Genomic DNA, 17291 nt, shown 5'->3' with positions numbered 1-17291 from the left:
TTTTTCACACCACGTACTCCCCTCGACCGCGCGGCCCCCCGCGCTGGTCCCCGTGACGACAGGCTCTCCCCCCGACTCGACGCCCCGCCGCCAGACCGTCCCCCCGAGCCCCCGACGACCGTGAGCGCCCGGCGCACCGTCCTGAAGTACTACCTCTACCGGCCGACGACGTTCCCGGGGTTCATGTGGCCCATCCTGACGGTGTACCTGCTCTCGCGCGGGTTCTCGTTCACCGCGCTCGCGCTCGGTGGGACCGCGATGGCCGTCGCCAGGCTCGTCGGCGAACTCCCCTCGGGCGTGCTCGCCGACCGGTTCGGTCGCCGGGCGAGCTGTATCGTCGCCGCCCTACTGTTCTTCTGCGGCCAGCTCGGCTACATCGGGGTCCACACCCTGCCGGCACTCGTCGCCGTCTCCGCCGTCGTCGGGCTCGCAGAGGCCACCCAATCGGGCACGCTCGACGCCTACCTCTACGACGTGCTCGCAGCGGCCGGCATCGAGGACCGCTACACCCACATCAGGGGGCGCGGCGAGGCCATCCGCCGGTGGGGCGGCGTCCTCATGCTCGTCGCCTCCGGCCCGCTGTACGTGCTCGACCACGCCTATCCGTTCTTCGCGATGGCGGGCGTGAACCTCCTCTCGGCGAGCCTCCTGCTGACGTTCCCGCGCGTGAACCCGACCGACGACGCGGACGGGTTCGACCTCACGGCCGCCGCCCGAACCCTCCGAGACCAGCTCCTCACCGGGAACCTCCGGGCGTTCGTCCTGTTCGTCGCGCTCGCGTCCGGGGTGGTGCGGGCCGCCAACGGGTTCGTCCAGCCCATCGCCGTCGAGACGCTCGACCCGTATCTCGCGGTCGTTCCAGCCAGGGTTCCCGAGGAGGCGACGCTGGGGCTGCTGTACGCCGCGTTCACGGTCGTCTCGGCGGTGACGAGCGACCGCGCCGGCTGGCTGGAGGGGAGACTGGGCGCCGAACGCACCATCGTCGGCCTCCCGGTCGTCGTGGCGAGCGTGCTCCTCGCGCCCCTGTTCGCCCCCGCACTCGCCATCCCCGCGTTCTTCGTGCTGAAGGCGCTCGGACCGATGCACGTCACCGTCCGCATGCGCTACCTGAACGACCGCGTCGCCTCGGTCGGACGGGCGACGGTGCTGTCTGCCGCCTCGCTGTGTATGTCGGTCACGCGGCTCCCGTTCGTCCTCGGCGCGGGCGTCGTCGCCGACGCCTACGACCCGTTCGTCGCCGTCGCCGTCGTCGGCGCCGCGTTCCTGCTGGCGGCCAGCGTGGTGCTCGTCGTCGACTCGCCGTTCGCGGACGAGGCGACGGTGGTGACGCCCGCGGACTGACCGTGGCTCTGGTCGTCACGCTGCTCGCGTGTCACTCACTCCGTTCGCTCCCGCTCGCAATAACGTGGCCTCCCTGCGGTCGGCCACACGCAAACCGAACTACCCTTCCCCCACGAATCCGAACCCCGACCATGGAGCGACGCGAACCCCCGGTGACGGAGGAGGGCTGGTACGCCCTGCACGACCTCCGCCGTATCGACTGGGACGCCTGGCGGGCGGCCCCCGAGCGCGAACGCGAACGCGCACTGGAGGGGGCCGTCGAGTTCTTCGAGGCACACGAGGCGCTCGACGATTCGGACGAGGGCGGCTCGGCCCTGTTCTCGATGATGGGCCACAAGGCCGACCTCATGGTCCTGCATCTCCGGCCGTCGACCGAACAGCTCGACCGCGCCGAACGCGCCTTCGAGCAGACCGCGTTCGCGGCGTTCACCGAGCGCGCCACCTCGTACGTGTCCGTGACCGAAATCTCGGGCTACGTCACCCAGGAACTCGAACAGGGCATCGAGAACATCGAGTCCGCAGGTACCCGGAACTACCTGCAACAGCGACTCCACCCCACCATCCCGGACGCCGAGCACGTCTGTTTCTACCCGATGGACAAACGACGGGAGGGCGAGGACAACTGGTACGACCTGCCGTTCGACGAGCGCGCGGAGCTCATCTCGGGCCACGGTGAGATCGGCCGCGAGTACGCCGGAAAGGTCACGCAGATAATCACGGGGAGTCTCGGCTTCGACGACTACGAGTGGGGCGTCACCCTGTTCGCAGCGGACCCCACCGAAATCAAACACCTCCTGTACGAGATGCGGTTCGACCCCTCCTCCTCGCGGTTCGCGGAGTTCGGCCCGTTCTACTTCGGCCGCCGCTTCGCCCCTGCCGACCTCCCGAAGCTCCTGGCTGGCGAACCGCTGCCAGCGTACGGCGAGTCGGACGACGCCGCTCATCCGCACGCCGACGAAGGTGACGAGTCGTCGGGCCATCCCCACGCGGAAGACGACGAGGAAGAGACGAGTGACGCGAGCACGTCGGCGGGCCGCCCACCACAGGCACAGGGCGAGGCCCCACACGACGAGACGTCGACCGACGAACTCGAACAGACCCTCCGGCAGGTGGGAATCGACGCCGACGAGTACCCAGAGGCGGGCTACGGGCTCGTCGTCTATTCCGACGCCGACGCCGAGGAGATGGTCGACGACGTCGACGGCCTCCGTGGAAACTTCGAGCACTACGACACGCATCTCCTGACCGCGATTCGCGCCGACGCGGGCCACACGGTGGCCGTCTCGCTCTGGAAGAACGAGCGCGCTGCGAACACCGCCTCCGGGTTCCTCTTCGACCTCCCCGGCGTCGAGCGTGGCGTCGGCGCGCCGCTCGGTGACGCGGACGCCGGCGGCGACTCCGAAGTCGAGAGCACCGACGACGACGCGGACATCCGCGCCGAGCTGACCGACCTCGACATCTACGCCGGCCAGCCGCACGGCGAGGACGTCTACGCGATGGTGCTCTACTCGGAGGCCGACCTCGACGAACTCGCTGCAGAGGTGTCGAGTCTCGCCGACGGGTTCGACCGCTACGACACCCACGTCGGCACGTCGCTGTACCGGGGCACGCAGACCGACCGCGCCGCCGTCGTCTCGCTGTGGGAGACCGCGGACGCCGCCGAAACCGCCGGTGGCTACCTCTCGGACCTCCCCGGCATCGTCCGCCGCGCGGGTCAGGGACCCGCGGAAGGAGCGAGCGGCGAAGCCGCGAGTCGCGCGGGCGAGGGCTCCGGCTTCGGGACGATGGGGATGTTCTACACCGTCAAGCCCGACCACCGCGAGGAGTTCGTCGAGCGGTTCGAGACCGTCGGCGGGATGCTCGCCGACATGGAGGGCCACCACGAGACGGACCTGATGGTGAACGTCGACGACGAGAACGACATGTTCATCGCGAGCCAGTGGGGCTCGAAGGACGACGCGATGGGGTTCTTCCGCTCGGACGCCTTCCGCGAGACGGTCCAGTGGGGCCGTGACGTGCTTGCCGACCGACCGCGTCACGTCTTCCTCGCGTAGCGGAACACGTGCCGACTTGTCACTCGGATTTTGACACGAACATTTTAGCCCCACCTGCTCTGTAACGGGGTATGGTCCCCGAGGTACGCGTGCTGGTCGTCGACGACCAGCGCGACAGCGCCGAGTTGACTGCCGACCGTATCCGGGACGGACTCGCGCAGGCAGCCGTCGACGTCGTGACCGACACGGCCACGGCGACGCGACGGCTCGACGAAGCCGAGTACGACGCCGTCGTCTCCGACTACCACATGGCCGGCGGCACCGGCCTCGACGTTCTCGAGACCGTCCGGAACCGTCACGACACCCTTCCGTTCGTCATCTACACCGCGACCGGGAGCGAGACGCTCGCCAGCCGCGCCATCGGTGCAGGCGTCACCGACTACATCCTGAAACAGGAGCCCGACTCGGCGAAGCGACTCGTCGAGACCCTTCGAACCGAGGTCGCGCGCCGACGCGGCCGCGCCGCGATGGGCGAGCAGGTGCTCGGGAGCGAACTGCTCATCGAACAGGATCTGGTCGGTGTGGTCGTCATCCAGGACGGGCTGTTCCGGTTCTCGAACGACCGGTTCGCGACCATCCTCGGCTACGACCCCGGCGAAATCGCCGACCAGATCGGCCCCGCCGACATCGTCGACGAGGCCGACCTCCCGGCCGTCCGCGAGAAGGTCCGCCAGCGGCTCGACGGCGAGCTCGACAGCGTCCAGTACGGCTTCACCGCGGTCAGAAAAGACGGCGAGCGCCGCCGTGTCGAGGTGGTCGGTGGCGTCCTGGAGTACGAGGGTGAACCCGCCATCATGGGGCTGCTGCTCCCGGAGTCGGCCGACCGGCGTCGGCAGCGAGGGCTCGTCGCGCTCGGCACCGTGAACCGCGAGTTGATGGCCGCGATGACGCGCGAGGACGTCCTCGACGTCGCGGTCGACTGCACGTGGAGCGTCCTCAAACGGGAGTTCAGCGCCATCTACGCCCGCAGGGACGACGGCTCGTTCGAGCCGAGCGCGTCGACGCCCGCGTTCGAGGTAGCCACCGAGGGCTCGTCACCGACGCGGCCGGCCGACAGCTGGCTCGGCGAGGTGGGTGACGGCGTCCTCTCCCACCGGATCGACACGGGGGCCGACCTCGGCGGCGGGTTCGAGAGCGGCATCGCCGTCTCGCTGGGTGACCACGGCGTGTTCGTCGTCGCGTCGAAGGAGCCGACCGCCTTCGACGAGGTGAGCGTCGACCTCGCGGAGCTGCTGGGCAGCAGCGTCGAGTCCGCGCTCGCTCGGACCCACTACGAGGAGCAGCTCGTCGGGCTCAACGAGGCCAGCGAGGCGTTACTGCGGGCCACCCACCCGGAGCTGGTCGCCGAACTCGCGGCCCGGACCGCCGGGGACGTCCTCGGCCACCAGTTCGCGACCGTCCACCTCCGCGAGACCGACGCGGACGGCCCGTACCTCCACCCGGTCGCGGCGACCGACGGCCGCCGGGCGCTCGATATCGACCTCTGTGAGCTCCGCCCCGGAGATACCCCGCCGTGGACCGCCTACGAGGCCGGCGAGCTCCGGCGCTACGACGACACCCGCGGATTCGACTCGCCGATGCCGTTCGAGAGCGTCCTGGCGCTCCCGCTCGGCACCCACGGCGTGCTCACGGCCGGCGCCCGCTCGCCGGGCGCGTTCGGCGACGTCGACGTGGTGCTCGGGAGCGTGCTGGCCGCGACGGTGACGGCGGCGCTCGACCGCACCGACCAGCACCAGCGGCTCGAGGCGCTATACGAGTCGACCGAGCAGATGGAGGCCGCCCGAACGCCCGCGGGGGTCGCCGAGGCGGCCATCGCCACCGTCCGGGACGTCCTCGGCCACAAGCTCTGTGGCATCCACGTCCCCGAGGGTGACCAGCTCCTGCCGGTCGCGACGACCGAGGCGCTGGAGGCGCTGCTGGGCGAGGTGCCCGCGCTGTCGCGCCACGGGAGCGTCGCGGGCGAGGCCTTCGAGACCGGGGAGGTGCGCCGACTGGAGCACGGCGGGACGGCGAGGCCGGCGAACCCCGACACGCCCATCCGGAGCGAGCTGCTGTTGCCGCTCGGGAGCCAGGGCGTGCTCATAGTGAGTTCGGTGACGGAGGACGCCTTCGACCGGAGCGACGTCCGGCTCGCCGAACTGTTCGCCGCGGGCGTCCGCGCGGCGATGGAGCGGGCCGACCGCGAGGCGACCGTCCGTCGGCAGAACGAACAGCTCGAGGAGTTCGCCAGCGTCGTCAGCCACGACCTCCGCAACCCACTGGGCGTGGCGATGGGCCGGCTCGAGATGGCGATGGAGTCCAGCGACGACCCGAACCTCCCGGTGGTCGACCGCTCGCTCGACCGGATGGAGGCGCTCATCGGCGACCTGCTGACGCTCGCCAAACAGGGGCAGACGCTTGCGGAGGTCGAACCCGTCGACCTGAAGCCGCTGGTGCGAGACGTCTGGCGGACGCAGGACGCGCCCGACGCGACGCTCGAGGTCGCGGACGACCTCCCAACCGTCGACGGCGACGCCGGGCGGCTCCGACAGCTGTTCGAGAACCTGTTCGGCAACGCACTCCGGCACGCCGGCGACGACGTGACCGTCCAGGTCGGCGCGCTCGACCGGGGGTTCTACGTCGCCGACGACGGCCCCGGTATCCCGGCCGACGAGCGGGAGCAGGTGCTGGAGAGCGGCTACACCACGAGTCAGGTCGGCACCGGCTTCGGGCTCGCCATCGTCCGCTCCATCGCCGGTGCCCACGGCTTCTCGGTGGCGGTGACGGAGAGTGACGCTGGCGGTGCGCAGTTCGAGCTCACTCGCTGAACGGGGCGGAAGTCAGAGGCACGCCCCGCTGCCGTCGGTCGCGGCCGCGTGCCGTCCGACCGACGACACCGACAACTATGTGAAGGTGACTGAAAAAATCAGGGGGCAGTAGCCGGGTGTCAGTCGGCCATCAGGTTCGCGTCCCGCAGGTCGTCGCCGTCGACGCTCGTCCGGTAGTCCTCCTTCGCCATCCCGTCGAAGCGGTCGACGCCGAAGTTCTCGTCGTACAGGTCGGCGACGCGCTCGCGCTCCTCGTCGGAGAGCGGCGGCGTCTCGGACGCGGCGGCCCACTCGTCGATGTCGGCTTTCGAGCGGAACGTCGGGGTCACGCTCGCCACCGAATCGAACGACAGCAGCCACTGGATCGCGGCCTGTCCCATCGTCCGTTCCCCGTCGCGTTCGAGGAACCGAATCGCCTCGAGCTTCTCCCAGCCAGTCTCGTACCACTCGTCGGGACGGAACCCACGGTGGTCGCCCTCGCCGAGTTCGGTGTCGGGCGTGACCTGCTCGTTCAACAGCCCGGAGGAGTGCGGCACCCGCGGGATGAGCGACGTGGGCGACCCCGTGCGTTCGACGGTGTCCACGAAGTGGCGGTGGACGTCCTGTTCGAACACGTTGCCGACGTACTGGAGGCCGTCGAGCTCGTGTTCGATGGCGAAGTCGCCCTCCGCGAGCCAGCCGATGGAGGGGCCGAGCGCGACGCCGATGGCGTCCGCGACGGCCTCCTCGCGGAGTTCGTCCAGGAGGTCGAGCACCTCGTCGGTCAGCTCCGCGACGTTCGGGTTGTGGAGCTGGAGGTAGTCGACGTGGTCGACGCCGAGCCGGTCGAGCGACCGCTCGACGGCGTCGCGCAGGTAGTCGACGGAGTAGTCTTTGGGGAGTTCGCCGTGGCCTGCCTGCGGATTGTTGTAGAAGTCGTAGCCGACCTTCGTGCCGACGGTCATCTCGTCGCCACGCTCGGCGAGAACCTTCCCGAGAAGTTCCTCCGAGCGGCCGTGGCCGTACACGTCGCCCGTGTCGAAGTATGTGATGCCGGCGTCGAGTGCGTACTCGACCATCTCGAGCGCGTCGTCCTCGTCGCGGTCGCCCCACCAGTCCGTGCCGACGACCCACGCGCCGAAGCCGACCTCGCTGACCTCGACTCCCGAGTTGCCGAGTTCACGGTAGTGCATGGACGTCCGTTAGGAGGTAGCGCACTTAGCCGACGTGGTTCGTTCCCGGCCGGCTGGACGCGGCCCGAGGAGTTTTGTCGTCCGACGCTCACTGGCGCGGGCGCGATGGAACAGCCTTATTCGCTCGACGGCCGGACGGGGATGGTATGGACCCACACGCGCTCCGCGTCGCCGCACTCTCCGTCGGAGAGTGGACGCCGGAGCAACGCGCCGCCTACGACTGGCTGGCGGGCGGGACCGACACCGTCGAGGCCGTCTCGCTCGACGGACTGGGACCGGGTGCCCTCGCAGAGTACGACGTCGCGTGGTGGCACCGCGACCGCCCGCTCGACTGGGAGGCGTTCGACGTCGGTGACGCCGCCGACCCCCTCGGGGGCTATCTGGAGACCGGCGGCGGCCTGCTGTTGACGCTGCACGCACTCTCGGCGGTCGACGCGCTCGGCATCGACCCTTTCACCCCGGACGCCATCGGCCACGAGTCCACCCCCGAGCCGTCGGGCTACCTCGCGAAGGCCGTTCACGAGTCGCACCCCGCCTTCGAGGGGCTCGACGCGGCGTTCCACACCCGCGGCGCGGACAAGGACACCGCGTTCGCCCGCTACGAGGCTATCGTCCCCGCGCGTGGCGACGTGCTCGCGTCGGGGCGTGTCGGCGACCAGTCGCTCGTCGGCCACAAACCGCTCGTCGAGTGGCGCGTCGGTGCCGGCCGCGTGCTGGGAGCGGGGTCGGGCCTCTCGTTCGGCAACGTCCGCGACTACGCCTGTGCCGCCACGCGAGAGCGGTTCGTCGCGAACTGCCTCGGCGTGCTGGCTGGTCCGCGCCGGCCGTCGTTTTCTGACCGGCCTGCCGACGCTGCGGGCTTTCGCGCCGTCCGCGACCGGCTCGCCGACGACCACCACCGGCCGGGGTACCACCTCGCCGCCCCCTCGGGCTGGCTGAACGACCCGAACGGCCTCGTCGAACACGACGGTACCTACCACGTCTTCTACCAGTACAACCCCGCGGGACCGTTCCACGGGAGCATCCACTGGGGCCACGCGACGAGCGAGGACCTCCTGCACTGGGAAGACAGGCCCGTCGCACTCGCGCCGGACCCCGACGGTCCGGACCGCGACGGCTGCTGGTCGGGCTGTGCCGTCCACGACGACGACGGGACCCCGACGATCCTCTACACGGGTGGCCGCGACCGCAAGCAGTTACCCTGTCTCGCGACCGCCGCGGACGACGACCTCACCCGGTGGGAGAAGGACCCCCGAAACCCCATCATCGAGACCGCCCCCACCGGGCTTGACATCCTCGAGACGGACGACTGGGAGGCGGAGTTCCGCGACCACTGCGTCTGGAAACAGGGGGAGAAATGGTACCAGATAATCGGCTCGGGCTTCCACGAGACCGGCGGGGCCGCACTCCTCTATGCGGCCGACAGCCTCGACGACTGGTCGTTCGTCGGGACGCTCCACGCCGCCGACGGTCCCGACGCGGGCGCGGTGTGGGAGTGTCCCGAACTGCTCGATCTGGGCGATGCACACCTGCTCCACGTCTCGAACTACGACGTGGTGCGCTACTTCCTCGGCGACGCCGACCTCGACACGCCGGGGTTCGATGTCGCGGAGACGGGGCTGCTCGACTACGGCGACTTCTACGCACCCCAGTCGCTCACCACGAGCGACGGCCGGCACCTCATGTGGGGCTGGCTCCCCGAGGCACGCGACCTCGACGCCCAGTGGGAGTCGGGCTGGTCGGGCGCGCTCTCGGTACCTCGCGAACTCGTCTACGACGACGGGCGGTTCCACCAGCGTCCCGCCCCGGAACTCGCGGCGCTGCGCGACCGCCATCCCGAGGCCGACACGGTCACGCTGTCGGCCGGCGAGCGCCGACCGCTCGACCTCGACGGCAACCAGTACGAACTCTCCCTCGAAGTCGAACGCGACCCCGGCGCGACGCTCGAACTCGGGCTGTTCGAGTCGCCCGCCGGGTCCGAGCGAACGGCGCTCCGGTGGGAGGCCGAGTCGCTCGTCGTCGACCGCTCGCGGGCGAGCGCCGACGACCGGACGGCCGGCGACGAACAGCGCGCGCCCGTCTCGGGTGACACGCTCTCGCTTCGGGTGTTCGTCGACGGCTCCACGCTCGAGGTGTTCGCGGGCGATGCGACGTGTCTCACGAGTCGCGTCTATCCCACCAGAGTCGACGCCGACGGCGTCACCCTCGTCGCACGCGACGGTGGCGTCGACGTCGACCTCGACGCGTGGGAACTTCGGGGGACGTTCCCGGCGGGTCAGTAACTCCGGGAGTCTCGCTCGGCGGCGAGTCGCGCGGCCCGCTCGTCGAACGTCTCGGGGAGATCCTCATCTGGGAGAGGGATGTGTGCGTGGTCGAGCGTGTCGACGATGCGCGTCTCCCGGCCGTCGACCTGCAGGCGGACGGTGGGCGCGAGCGTTCCACCGAACCGGCGGAACTGCTCGGATTCAGGGAGGAGCGCCACGTCGTCGAGGGTCGGCCGGTCGTAGTCGAAGTAGTTGAAGAAGGACGTGACGAGAATCCCGTCGCGGTGACCGAACGCGAGCCACGAGTACGCCTGGAACGGCGCGTTCGCGGGGTTCGTCACCACGAGCCCGTCGCCGTTCAGTGGCTCGTAGGGGCCGAACAGCGAGTCGGCGACGAAGCCGTACAGCGCGTCGAACCCCTCGATGCCGGGCGCGAACGTGTGCCGGTGACTGGAGATGAACAGGTAGTAGCGGCCGTCGCGGACGACGACGTGCGGGCGTTCGAGTTCCTGATTGACGCAGACCGCATCCAGAAGCGGGTCACACAGCTCCCAGTCGGTCCGGTCGCCCGAGGGCGAGTGGGCGATGCCGACGCTCCCGTTGAACGCTTGGAGCGCGGGGTCGCCCGCGCAGTCGTCGGCACCCTCGGGGACGGGCGTGTTTCCTTCGAGCAGGAGATACGCCTCGCCCGTCTCGGGATCCTCCCAGTACCACGGGTCGCGGAAGGTGTAGATCATCCCCCGCGACTGGGCTTCCGTCTCGTAGCGGTCGCCGTCCGGCCGGAGGACCGTCTCGTGGTCGAACGGGCCCTCGACGTGGACGCCGTCGTCGTCTCCGTAGATGCTGCCGCCGGTCGCGGCGACGATGCGCTGGCTGTACGTCAACTCCTCGTGCGTCTCGTCGCCCGCGGCCGTGTAGTAGACGACGAGGTCGTCGGCCCCGTTGGCGGCGAAGCGGACGGTGCTGCCGGCCCACTGTCGCTGGCCCAGCGGCTCCGTCTCCGGGAAGATGCGTCCACCGGTCGCCCACGTGCGGCCGTCCGCCGAGTAGAAGTAGCGCAGGGTGGCGACGTCGTGACGTTTCCCGGGCAGGAGGTCGCTCGGCGCGGTGAGCGCGACGATGATGCGGTAGCCGCCCACGTCCGCGATGGTCCCGTCGCGGTCGCGAACCAGCCACGTGTCCCAGATGTGGAGGTCCGGGTCGAGCCGCTGTTCGGGGGGGTAGATGACCGGCGCGACGACGTCGTCGCGGCGGGCGAGCCCACCGGCCTGCTCGCGCGTCCACGCGGAGGTCCGGTAGGTCGGCACCTCCGACGATGCCTCGTTCATACCCCCGACCACCAGCGCCTGTGAGAAAGGTTACTCGGTTCCGGGTTGTCACGGACGACGGGAACGCCCACAGCCGGCGAAACGGCTGCCGAGGAGGGCCAAGACACCCGACTATGGACCGTGCACTCGCGTTGCGGCTCGACACACTCATCGTCATTGTCTCACTGCTCATCGGTGGCGTCGTCACGACCGCCTTCTTCACGGGGGCTGGCTTTTTCGCGCTGCTCTACACCGGCATCGTGGGCGGGTTTATCGCGGTGTTCGCACTGGGCGTAGCCCGCGGCGGCTACGGGGGGCTGGGCGACGCGTGACACGCGTGTAACTGGGTTACTGCGGCGTAACGGTGCCGCGACGGAAACCCTCATCAACCGGGGCTGGGTAAGGTGTGGCATGACCAAACGGCACGTCGCGCTCCCCCCCGAAGCCGAAGCGGGGCTCGACGACTTCCTCTCGGACGTCGACGCGCGACTGGCAGCAGCGGTCGAGGACGACGCCGCCGAGAGTACGTGTGAGGTGGTCCAGGACGTCCTCGTCGACCTCTACGGCGACCGGGAGGCGTACGAGCGCTGGCAGGCGGGCAAGCAGGTCTCGCCCGCCGAGCGCGTCCGCCTGCAGGGATACGACCCCTGTAACGCCACGCTCGAAGCCGAGTACTACGCCGAGAAGGACGAGGAGCGATTCAAGCGGTCGAAACACCTCCAGTGGCTCTGGCGGCAGTTCGACGCGACGCCGATGGCCGACAACATCGAGTTCGCGCTCCGGTTCCGACAGATGCTCGCGAACCACCTGTTCGACGAGGCGGGCGAGAACCTCCGCATCTTCAAGGGCGTCACGTTCTCCTACGGCCACAACATCTCCGTCGGCGACAACACCGTCATCCACGACGACGTCCACCTCGACGACCGCGGGAAGCTCACCATCGGCGACCGGGTCTCCATCTCCGACGACGCGCACGTCTACAGCCACGACCACGACATCGTCGACCAGACCGAGGTGCTGAACTACCACACGATAATCGACGACGACGCCAGAGTCACCTACAACGCGATGATAACTGCTGGTGTGCGCGTCGGGAAGAACAGCGTCGTCGGCGCGCGTGCGACCGTCACAGGCGACGTGCCGGCCCACCACGTCGTGGTCGGCCAGCCCGCCAAGAGCGTCCGCGTGAAGCCGGGGTTCGAGGACGACGCCGACCCCGTCACCGACCACCTCGAAGACCGCGCCGACGACCGCGAGATCCCCTACGACCTCCCCGACGACCTCGACCAGTTCGACGAGTTCGAACGCCCGCCCGAGCTCTCCGAGCCGATCCACCCCCACAAGCGTCCCTAGTCGAGCGCGTACAGTTCCACGTCGCCGTTCGCAGAGTTCGCCGTTATCCGATTTCCACCGTCGCCGAGCGTGCCCTCGAACCGGCGGTCGGTGTCTCGGGAGACAGTTACGTCCAGCCCCGAGACCTCGACGTCGCCGTTCGCCGTCGAGCAGACGAGGTCGGCGTCGAGGTCAGCGGCGAGTGCCGCCTCCACGTCGCCGTTGCCCGCGGTGAGCGACACGTCGCCGCGGATGGCACGTATCTCCACCTCCACGCTACCGTTGGCCGTCGAAGCGCCGTCGACGCCCGTACAGTTCCGGGCGACGGCGTCGCCGTTCGCCGACTGCACCGTCACGTAGCCGTCGACGCCCTCGGCGACGGCATCACCGTTCGCCGACTCGACCGTGGCGTCGCCCGACACGTCACTGACCTGCACGTCGCCGTTGGCCGTGGTGGCGCGCTCGACCGCCAGCTCGGGGGGAACGGCGACGGCGAGCGTGACCGACACCCGGCGCGCGCGGTTCGTCTCGTAGACGGTTTCGAGTTCGAGCCGCTCGCCACCGCTCGACACCTGCAGGGCGACGTCGCCGAACAGCCCCGCGTCGCCGAGGACGCGCTTCGTCGTCCGGACGACGATCTCGTCGGTAAGGTCGGCGTCGGGCTCGACGACCACGTCGCCGTTCTTGTTCTCGACGGTGAGCTGGGTCGCCCCGTCGAGCGGGAACGACTCGGTCGACTCGGCCGTCGACGTCGCGCCGGTGAAGCCGGTACAGCCTGCGAGCGCCGCGAGGCCGGCGGTCCCACCGAGTGCGAGCATCGACCGCCGCGTGTGGAGGGCAGAATCCATGGCCTCGGCTACGTCACCCCCGAAAATAAACGCGTCGAGGAACTGATAGACGCGGCGCGGACTGTCACGGCCGGGGCGCTTTCCCTTCCCGGGCCAGAACGACGGGTATGGACAGACGGCGGTTCCTCGCGCTCGCCGGGACAGGGGTGGCGACGACGCTCGCGGGCTGTGTGCCGACGCTCGGCAGCGAGCCGCAGGCGACGGAGGCCACGGAGGCCGACGTCCGCGCCGAGACGGTTGCCACCGGCCTCCGCGTGCCGTGGGGGGCCGACTACCGCGACGGAACGCTCTATCTCACCGAGCGCCGCGGTCGGGTCGTGCGCGTCGTGGACGGCACGGTCGAACCGGTCGTCGACCTCTCCGAGTCGGTCGAGACCGGCGGCGAGGGCGGCCTGCTGGGACTGGCGTTCCACCCCGACGCCGACGTCGCATTCACCTACCAGACGTATCTGTCGGGCGCGTCTCGGAAGAACCGCGTCGTGCGCCACGACCTCACCGACGACTGGGCGGGCGAGGCTGTCCTCGACGGGATTCCGGGCGCACCCATCCACGACGGCGGCCGGCTCCTGGTGTGGGACGGCGCGCTGTACGTCACCTCGGGCGACGCCGCCGACCGCGAGAGTGCGCAGGACCGCGATGCACTCTCGGGAAAGGTCCACCGGCTGACGCTCGACGGTGACCCGCACCCCAACAACCCGTTCGAGACGACGGTGTTCACGTGGGGCCACCGGAACCCGCAGGGGCTCGCGACGAGGGAAAACCGGCTGTTCGCGACCGAACACGGCCCGGACACCGACGACGAGATCAATCTGCTGGAGGCGGGCAACAACTACGGCTGGCCCGAGGTGAAGGGGACCGACGGTGGCGAGGGGTTCACGCCGGCACTCGACGCGTTCACGCCGACCATCGCACCCGGTGGGGCGGTGTTTTATCCAGAGAATGGCCCCATCGAGGCGTGGCGCGGTGACCTCCTCTTCGGCACGCTCGTCGGCTCGCACCTCCACCGCACCCGAATCGAGGGGGCCGAGGTCGTCGCGAACAATCGGCAGTTCACAGACCAGTTCGGTCGACTGCGGACGACGTTCGTCGGGCCCGACTCGCATCTCTACGCGGTGACGAGCAACCGGGATGGGCGAGGGAGTCCACAGGACGGTGACGACCGCGTGCTCAGATTCCGTCCCGCCTGAGTTCGACCGCGAGCGCGCCGATTGCACCGAGGTCGACGAGTGCGAGCAGGAGGCCGCCGAGGCCCATCCACGGCGGGAGGACGAAGCCGAGCCACGAGTCGACGGTGCCGAGAACGCCGGCGAGCGCGCCGCGTCGCTGGCTTTCGAGGTCCCGGCCCGAGGGGACGTTCTCGGGCTCCTCGGGGAGGTACTCGCCGGAGAGGTGGATGCGGTCGGCCTCGTAGACGATGCCGCGGACCCCGAGTTCCTCCTGGGTGTCGAACATCCAGACGACCGAACCGTTCGGGTTCACCTCGAACACGCGGAACCGCCGGGAGTCGGTGATGAGCGTGTTGCCGTTCGGGAGCCGGTCCACGTCGCGGGTCCACTGCAGCGCCTTCGGCTCGTACGGCGACTCCGAGGGGAGGGTGTCGTACTGCCAGATAATCTCCTCCGACTGGGCGTCGATCTCGACGACCCGGTTGTTCTCGGAGTCCGCAATCAGAAGGGTGTCGTGCCGCTCCAGGTAGTTCGGGTTGTGCTGCTCGTTCATCACCGAGTGGTCGGCCGGCGAGCCGTACACCTCGACGATGTCGCCCGCGCGGTTCACCTCCAGCGTCACGTCGAAGTTGCGGATGGAGAGCAGGAAGTTGCCGTTGTCGAGCTGGTCGATGTCGTTCATGTGCGTCCAGTCGCTCTCGGGGCCCTCACGGCGGAACTCGTCTTCTTTCCCCTCGGGGACGTGTTCCTCCCAGAACTCGGTGCCCTCCGAGATGTGTTCGGTGGCGTTCCACTGCCAGGTGATGTCGCCGGCCTGGTTTACCGTGAACGCGCGGTCGTTGCCCATGTCGACGATGGCCGTCTCCCCGTTCGGCAGGCGGTCGGCGTCGTGGACCTCGTGGTGCGTCGGGAACGCGTCGTACCAGTCGTACTCCCAGACGACCTCCTTCGTCTCCCAGTCGACTTCGACGACGCGGTTGTGGACACAGACGTCACGGCCCGTGTACTCGGCGGGGCAGTCGCTCGCGGGGACGACGACCGCGACGCTGGCGAGGATGTTGCCGTTTCGGAGGTGCTCGGCGTCGAACACGCGGGAGTCCGGCGGCCCCCACTTCCAGACGACGTCACCGTCGGGGGAGACGACGGCGGCGTAGCCGTTGTTGTTGCCGAACCAGCCTTCGGCCTGGAACGTTATCAGCGTGTGGCCGGGGTACGCCTCGGTCGAGTTACCGACGGCGGGGTCCCCGGGGTCCGAGAGGGCCTGTCCCACGAGCAGGCCGGAGGAGAGCAGGATTATCGCGATGAGCGCGATAACGCGAGGGGACGGTGCCATATCTCGTCAAACGAGTGGGTGGGCATAGGCGTGACGATAAGCCCGGACGACGGGCTCGAACGCGGTTACTGCGCGGGGTCGAGCCCGTCGACGACGCCAGCGACGACCGCAAAGGGGAAGGCGACCAGCGCCGCCAGCCCGCCGATGAACAGGAGGATGCCGGCCGACGGCAGGAGCACGACAGTCGCCAGGACGAGCAGGACGAGCGTCGCCACGCCCAGTAGCGCCCGGACCAGTCGGAGGTTGCGGGCCGAGGGCAGGACGTCGCGGGCGGACACGGAACGGAGGGAGGATGCTTGGGGCATGGGTCTCGTCTCTACACAGGGAGTCTCGGACATTAACTGTTAGCTGAATGATAATTCTGTCCGCTCGCTTACCGGAGCCCAGTTCTGCAAGGGATCAGACACGACCGTCAGCGTCCGAGCCGACCGTACATCGCGGTCGCGAGCTTCATCACGGCCATCGGGACGAGCAGGACGAGCCCGAACATGCCGACCCAGCCGCCGACGATGCCGAAGACGCTGCCCGCATCGAGGATGAACGTCCCGAGCGCGAGCGCGGCGGCGACGACGATGACGAACGAGAGTGCGACGACCGCTCCGAGGACGAGCAGGTCCTTCACCGCGTTGCCCGCGTCCTCGCGGAGTCGCTCGCGTTCGTCCGGGCGCACCAGCCAGTCGACGACGCGACGGAGCGCGTTCATGCGGTCGCTCGCTCGCGGCGCTCGCTCGCCAGCACCGACAGCTCACCGTCCAGGTCCAGCACGAGCGCCTCGTCCTCGACGGGGATGGTGAGCGTGATGCGCCAGCTCGACGGGTCGTCGACGGTCCCCGCCCGCTCGACGACGGTGTAGTTGTCCGTGACGCACCACTCCAGCGTCCAGTACGGGACCGTGTTGAGGTCGATCCCGTGGTCGCGGTAGAACGAGACGATCTCCGCGTCGTCCAGCAGGACGAGTCCCACGGAGGAGACGATGGTGTGCTGACAGCGCTGACACTCGTGTTCGACCCGCACGTCGAGGTCGAAGGGGTCCTCGTCGGGCACCTCGAACAGCGAGGTCTCCATCCGCCCCGAACACTCGGGGCAGACGCCGTCCGCGGAGAGACACGAGAGGTGGCGCGCCCGCTGGTTGAACGCCGACATCAACTCCTCGCGCGTGCGGTCTTCGAGGCCGCCCGGCGGGAAACTGTAGCCCCCGTGGGGGCGTCCGCACGCCGTACACCGGATGCGGATGCGCTCGTTCCCGTAGGTGGCTTCGAGTGGCGCCCCACAGTCCACGCACTCGCCGTCGACGTCGAACGGGTCGAGCTCCGGGTCCTGGTTGAGCGTCCCCTCGAGAACCGCTCGGATGACCGCCCGCCCGGCCGACCGGAAGTCGTAGCCGTCGTCGGTCTTCGTGACGAACTGCCCCGTCAGTTTCGAGAGGTGGTAGTTGAACTGCGCGGAGTCTCGCATCCCGACCTCGCGCCGGAGGTCCGAGAACGCGGCGGGCCGCTCCATCCGCCACAGCGCCTCGAGGATGGAGAGCCGGGTCTCGTTGCCGACCACCGCGAACGCCTCGGCGGGCGACAGACACTCCTCGCACGCGAGGATGCTGTCGGCGTCCACTGCCGGTGAGTCGCTCATACCCCGTGTTGGGCACCCCGTGAGCTAAAACCTTGGCTGAA

At 69.4% G+C, this 17291-nt stretch carries 14 protein-coding genes; 7 read left to right on the top strand and 7 right to left on the bottom strand.

All coding sequences use genetic code 11. The features are described 5' to 3' along the window. Positions 1-120: 120 nt before the first annotated feature. The 3 genes from NL126_RS12015 (at position 121) to NL126_RS12005 (ending at position 6202) form a co-directional block, all read left to right on the top strand. Positions 121-1341, top strand: a complete 1221-nt coding sequence (locus NL126_RS12015; RefSeq protein ID WP_255195116.1) for an MFS transporter — start codon at positions 121-123, stop codon at positions 1339-1341. 131 nt (positions 1342-1472) lie between these two features. Further along, entirely contained in the window at positions 1473-3395 is a 1923-nt protein-coding gene (locus NL126_RS12010) for a heme-binding protein (protein WP_255195115.1), read from the top strand. A 71-nt stretch (positions 3396-3466) separates the two neighbouring features. Beyond that, positions 3467-6202, top strand: coding sequence for a GAF domain-containing protein (locus tag NL126_RS12005; protein ID WP_255195114.1), 2736 nt, complete (start codon positions 3467-3469; stop codon positions 6200-6202). 119 nt (positions 6203-6321) lie between these two features. Here NL126_RS12005 and NL126_RS12000 read toward each other — a convergent pair whose 3' ends face one another. Continuing rightward, positions 6322-7374, bottom strand: a complete 1053-nt coding sequence (locus NL126_RS12000; protein ID WP_255195113.1) for an aldo/keto reductase — start codon at positions 7372-7374, stop codon at positions 6322-6324. Positions 7375-7520: 146 nt separating this feature from the next. On the opposite strand from NL126_RS12000, the gene NL126_RS11995 reads away from it, so the two are divergent. Next, a complete protein-coding gene (locus NL126_RS11995) occupies positions 7521-9656 on the top strand; it encodes a GH32 C-terminal domain-containing protein (RefSeq protein WP_255195112.1) in 2136 nt (711 codons plus the stop codon). Here NL126_RS11995 and NL126_RS11990 read toward each other — a convergent pair. Next, positions 9650-10966, bottom strand: coding sequence for a glycoside hydrolase family 68 protein (locus NL126_RS11990; protein ID WP_255195111.1), 1317 nt, complete (start codon positions 10964-10966; stop codon positions 9650-9652). The genes NL126_RS11995 and NL126_RS11990 overlap by 7 nt on opposite strands. A gap of 113 nt (positions 10967-11079) precedes the next feature. On the opposite strand from NL126_RS11990, the gene NL126_RS11985 reads away from it, so the two are divergent. Both NL126_RS11985 and NL126_RS11980 read left to right on the top strand, forming a co-directional pair. Further along, entirely contained in the window at positions 11080-11277 is a 198-nt protein-coding gene (locus tag NL126_RS11985; protein ID WP_255195110.1) for a hypothetical protein, read from the top strand. Between the two features lie 79 nt (positions 11278-11356). Beyond that, complete coding sequence (locus NL126_RS11980; protein ID WP_255195109.1) at positions 11357-12298, top strand: acyltransferase; 942 nt, start codon at positions 11357-11359, stop codon at positions 12296-12298. Here NL126_RS11980 and NL126_RS11975 read toward each other — a convergent pair. Further along, a complete protein-coding gene (locus tag NL126_RS11975; protein WP_255195108.1) occupies positions 12295-13125 on the bottom strand; it encodes a DUF4097 family beta strand repeat-containing protein in 831 nt (276 codons plus the stop codon). The genes NL126_RS11980 and NL126_RS11975 overlap by 4 nt on opposite strands. Positions 13126-13232: 107 nt before the next feature. Between NL126_RS11975 and NL126_RS11970 the strand changes: the two genes are divergently transcribed. Then, positions 13233-14312 carry a PQQ-dependent sugar dehydrogenase gene (locus NL126_RS11970; RefSeq protein ID WP_255195107.1) on the top strand — a complete coding sequence of 360 codons (1080 nt, stop codon included), beginning with the start codon at positions 13233-13235 and terminating at the stop codon, positions 14310-14312. Here the strand turns inward: NL126_RS11970 and NL126_RS11965 are convergent. The 4 genes from NL126_RS11965 to NL126_RS11950 all read right to left on the bottom strand — a co-directional run bounded on the left by NL126_RS11965 (position 14293) and on the right by NL126_RS11950 (position 17250). Next, on the bottom strand, positions 14293-15624 hold the full coding sequence (locus NL126_RS11965) for an aryl-sulfate sulfotransferase (protein ID WP_255195106.1): 1332 nt from the start codon (positions 15622-15624) through the stop codon (positions 14293-14295). The two genes, NL126_RS11970 and NL126_RS11965, sit on opposite strands and share 20 nt — an antisense overlap. A 65-nt stretch (positions 15625-15689) precedes the next feature. Beyond that, positions 15690-15902 (bottom strand): hypothetical protein, encoded by a 213-nt coding sequence (locus NL126_RS11960; RefSeq protein ID WP_255195105.1) that lies wholly within the window; start codon positions 15900-15902, stop codon positions 15690-15692. Between the two features lie 134 nt (positions 15903-16036). Next, complete coding sequence (locus NL126_RS11955; protein ID WP_255195104.1) at positions 16037-16327, bottom strand: hypothetical protein; 291 nt, start codon at positions 16325-16327, stop codon at positions 16037-16039. Further along, positions 16324-17250 carry a winged helix-turn-helix domain-containing protein gene (locus NL126_RS11950; protein WP_255195103.1) on the bottom strand — a complete coding sequence of 309 codons (927 nt, stop codon included), beginning with the start codon at positions 17248-17250 and terminating at the stop codon, positions 16324-16326. The genes NL126_RS11955 and NL126_RS11950 overlap by 4 nt, the downstream gene beginning before the upstream one ends. Positions 17251-17291: the final 41 nt, after the last annotated feature.

The organism is Halorarius litoreus (assembly GCF_024362405.1).
Classification (GTDB): domain Archaea; phylum Halobacteriota; class Halobacteria; order Halobacteriales; family Haloarculaceae; genus Halorarius; species Halorarius litoreus.
Note: the sequence above shows the minus strand (reverse complement) of the source record. Positions and strands in the feature narration are given on the sequence as shown.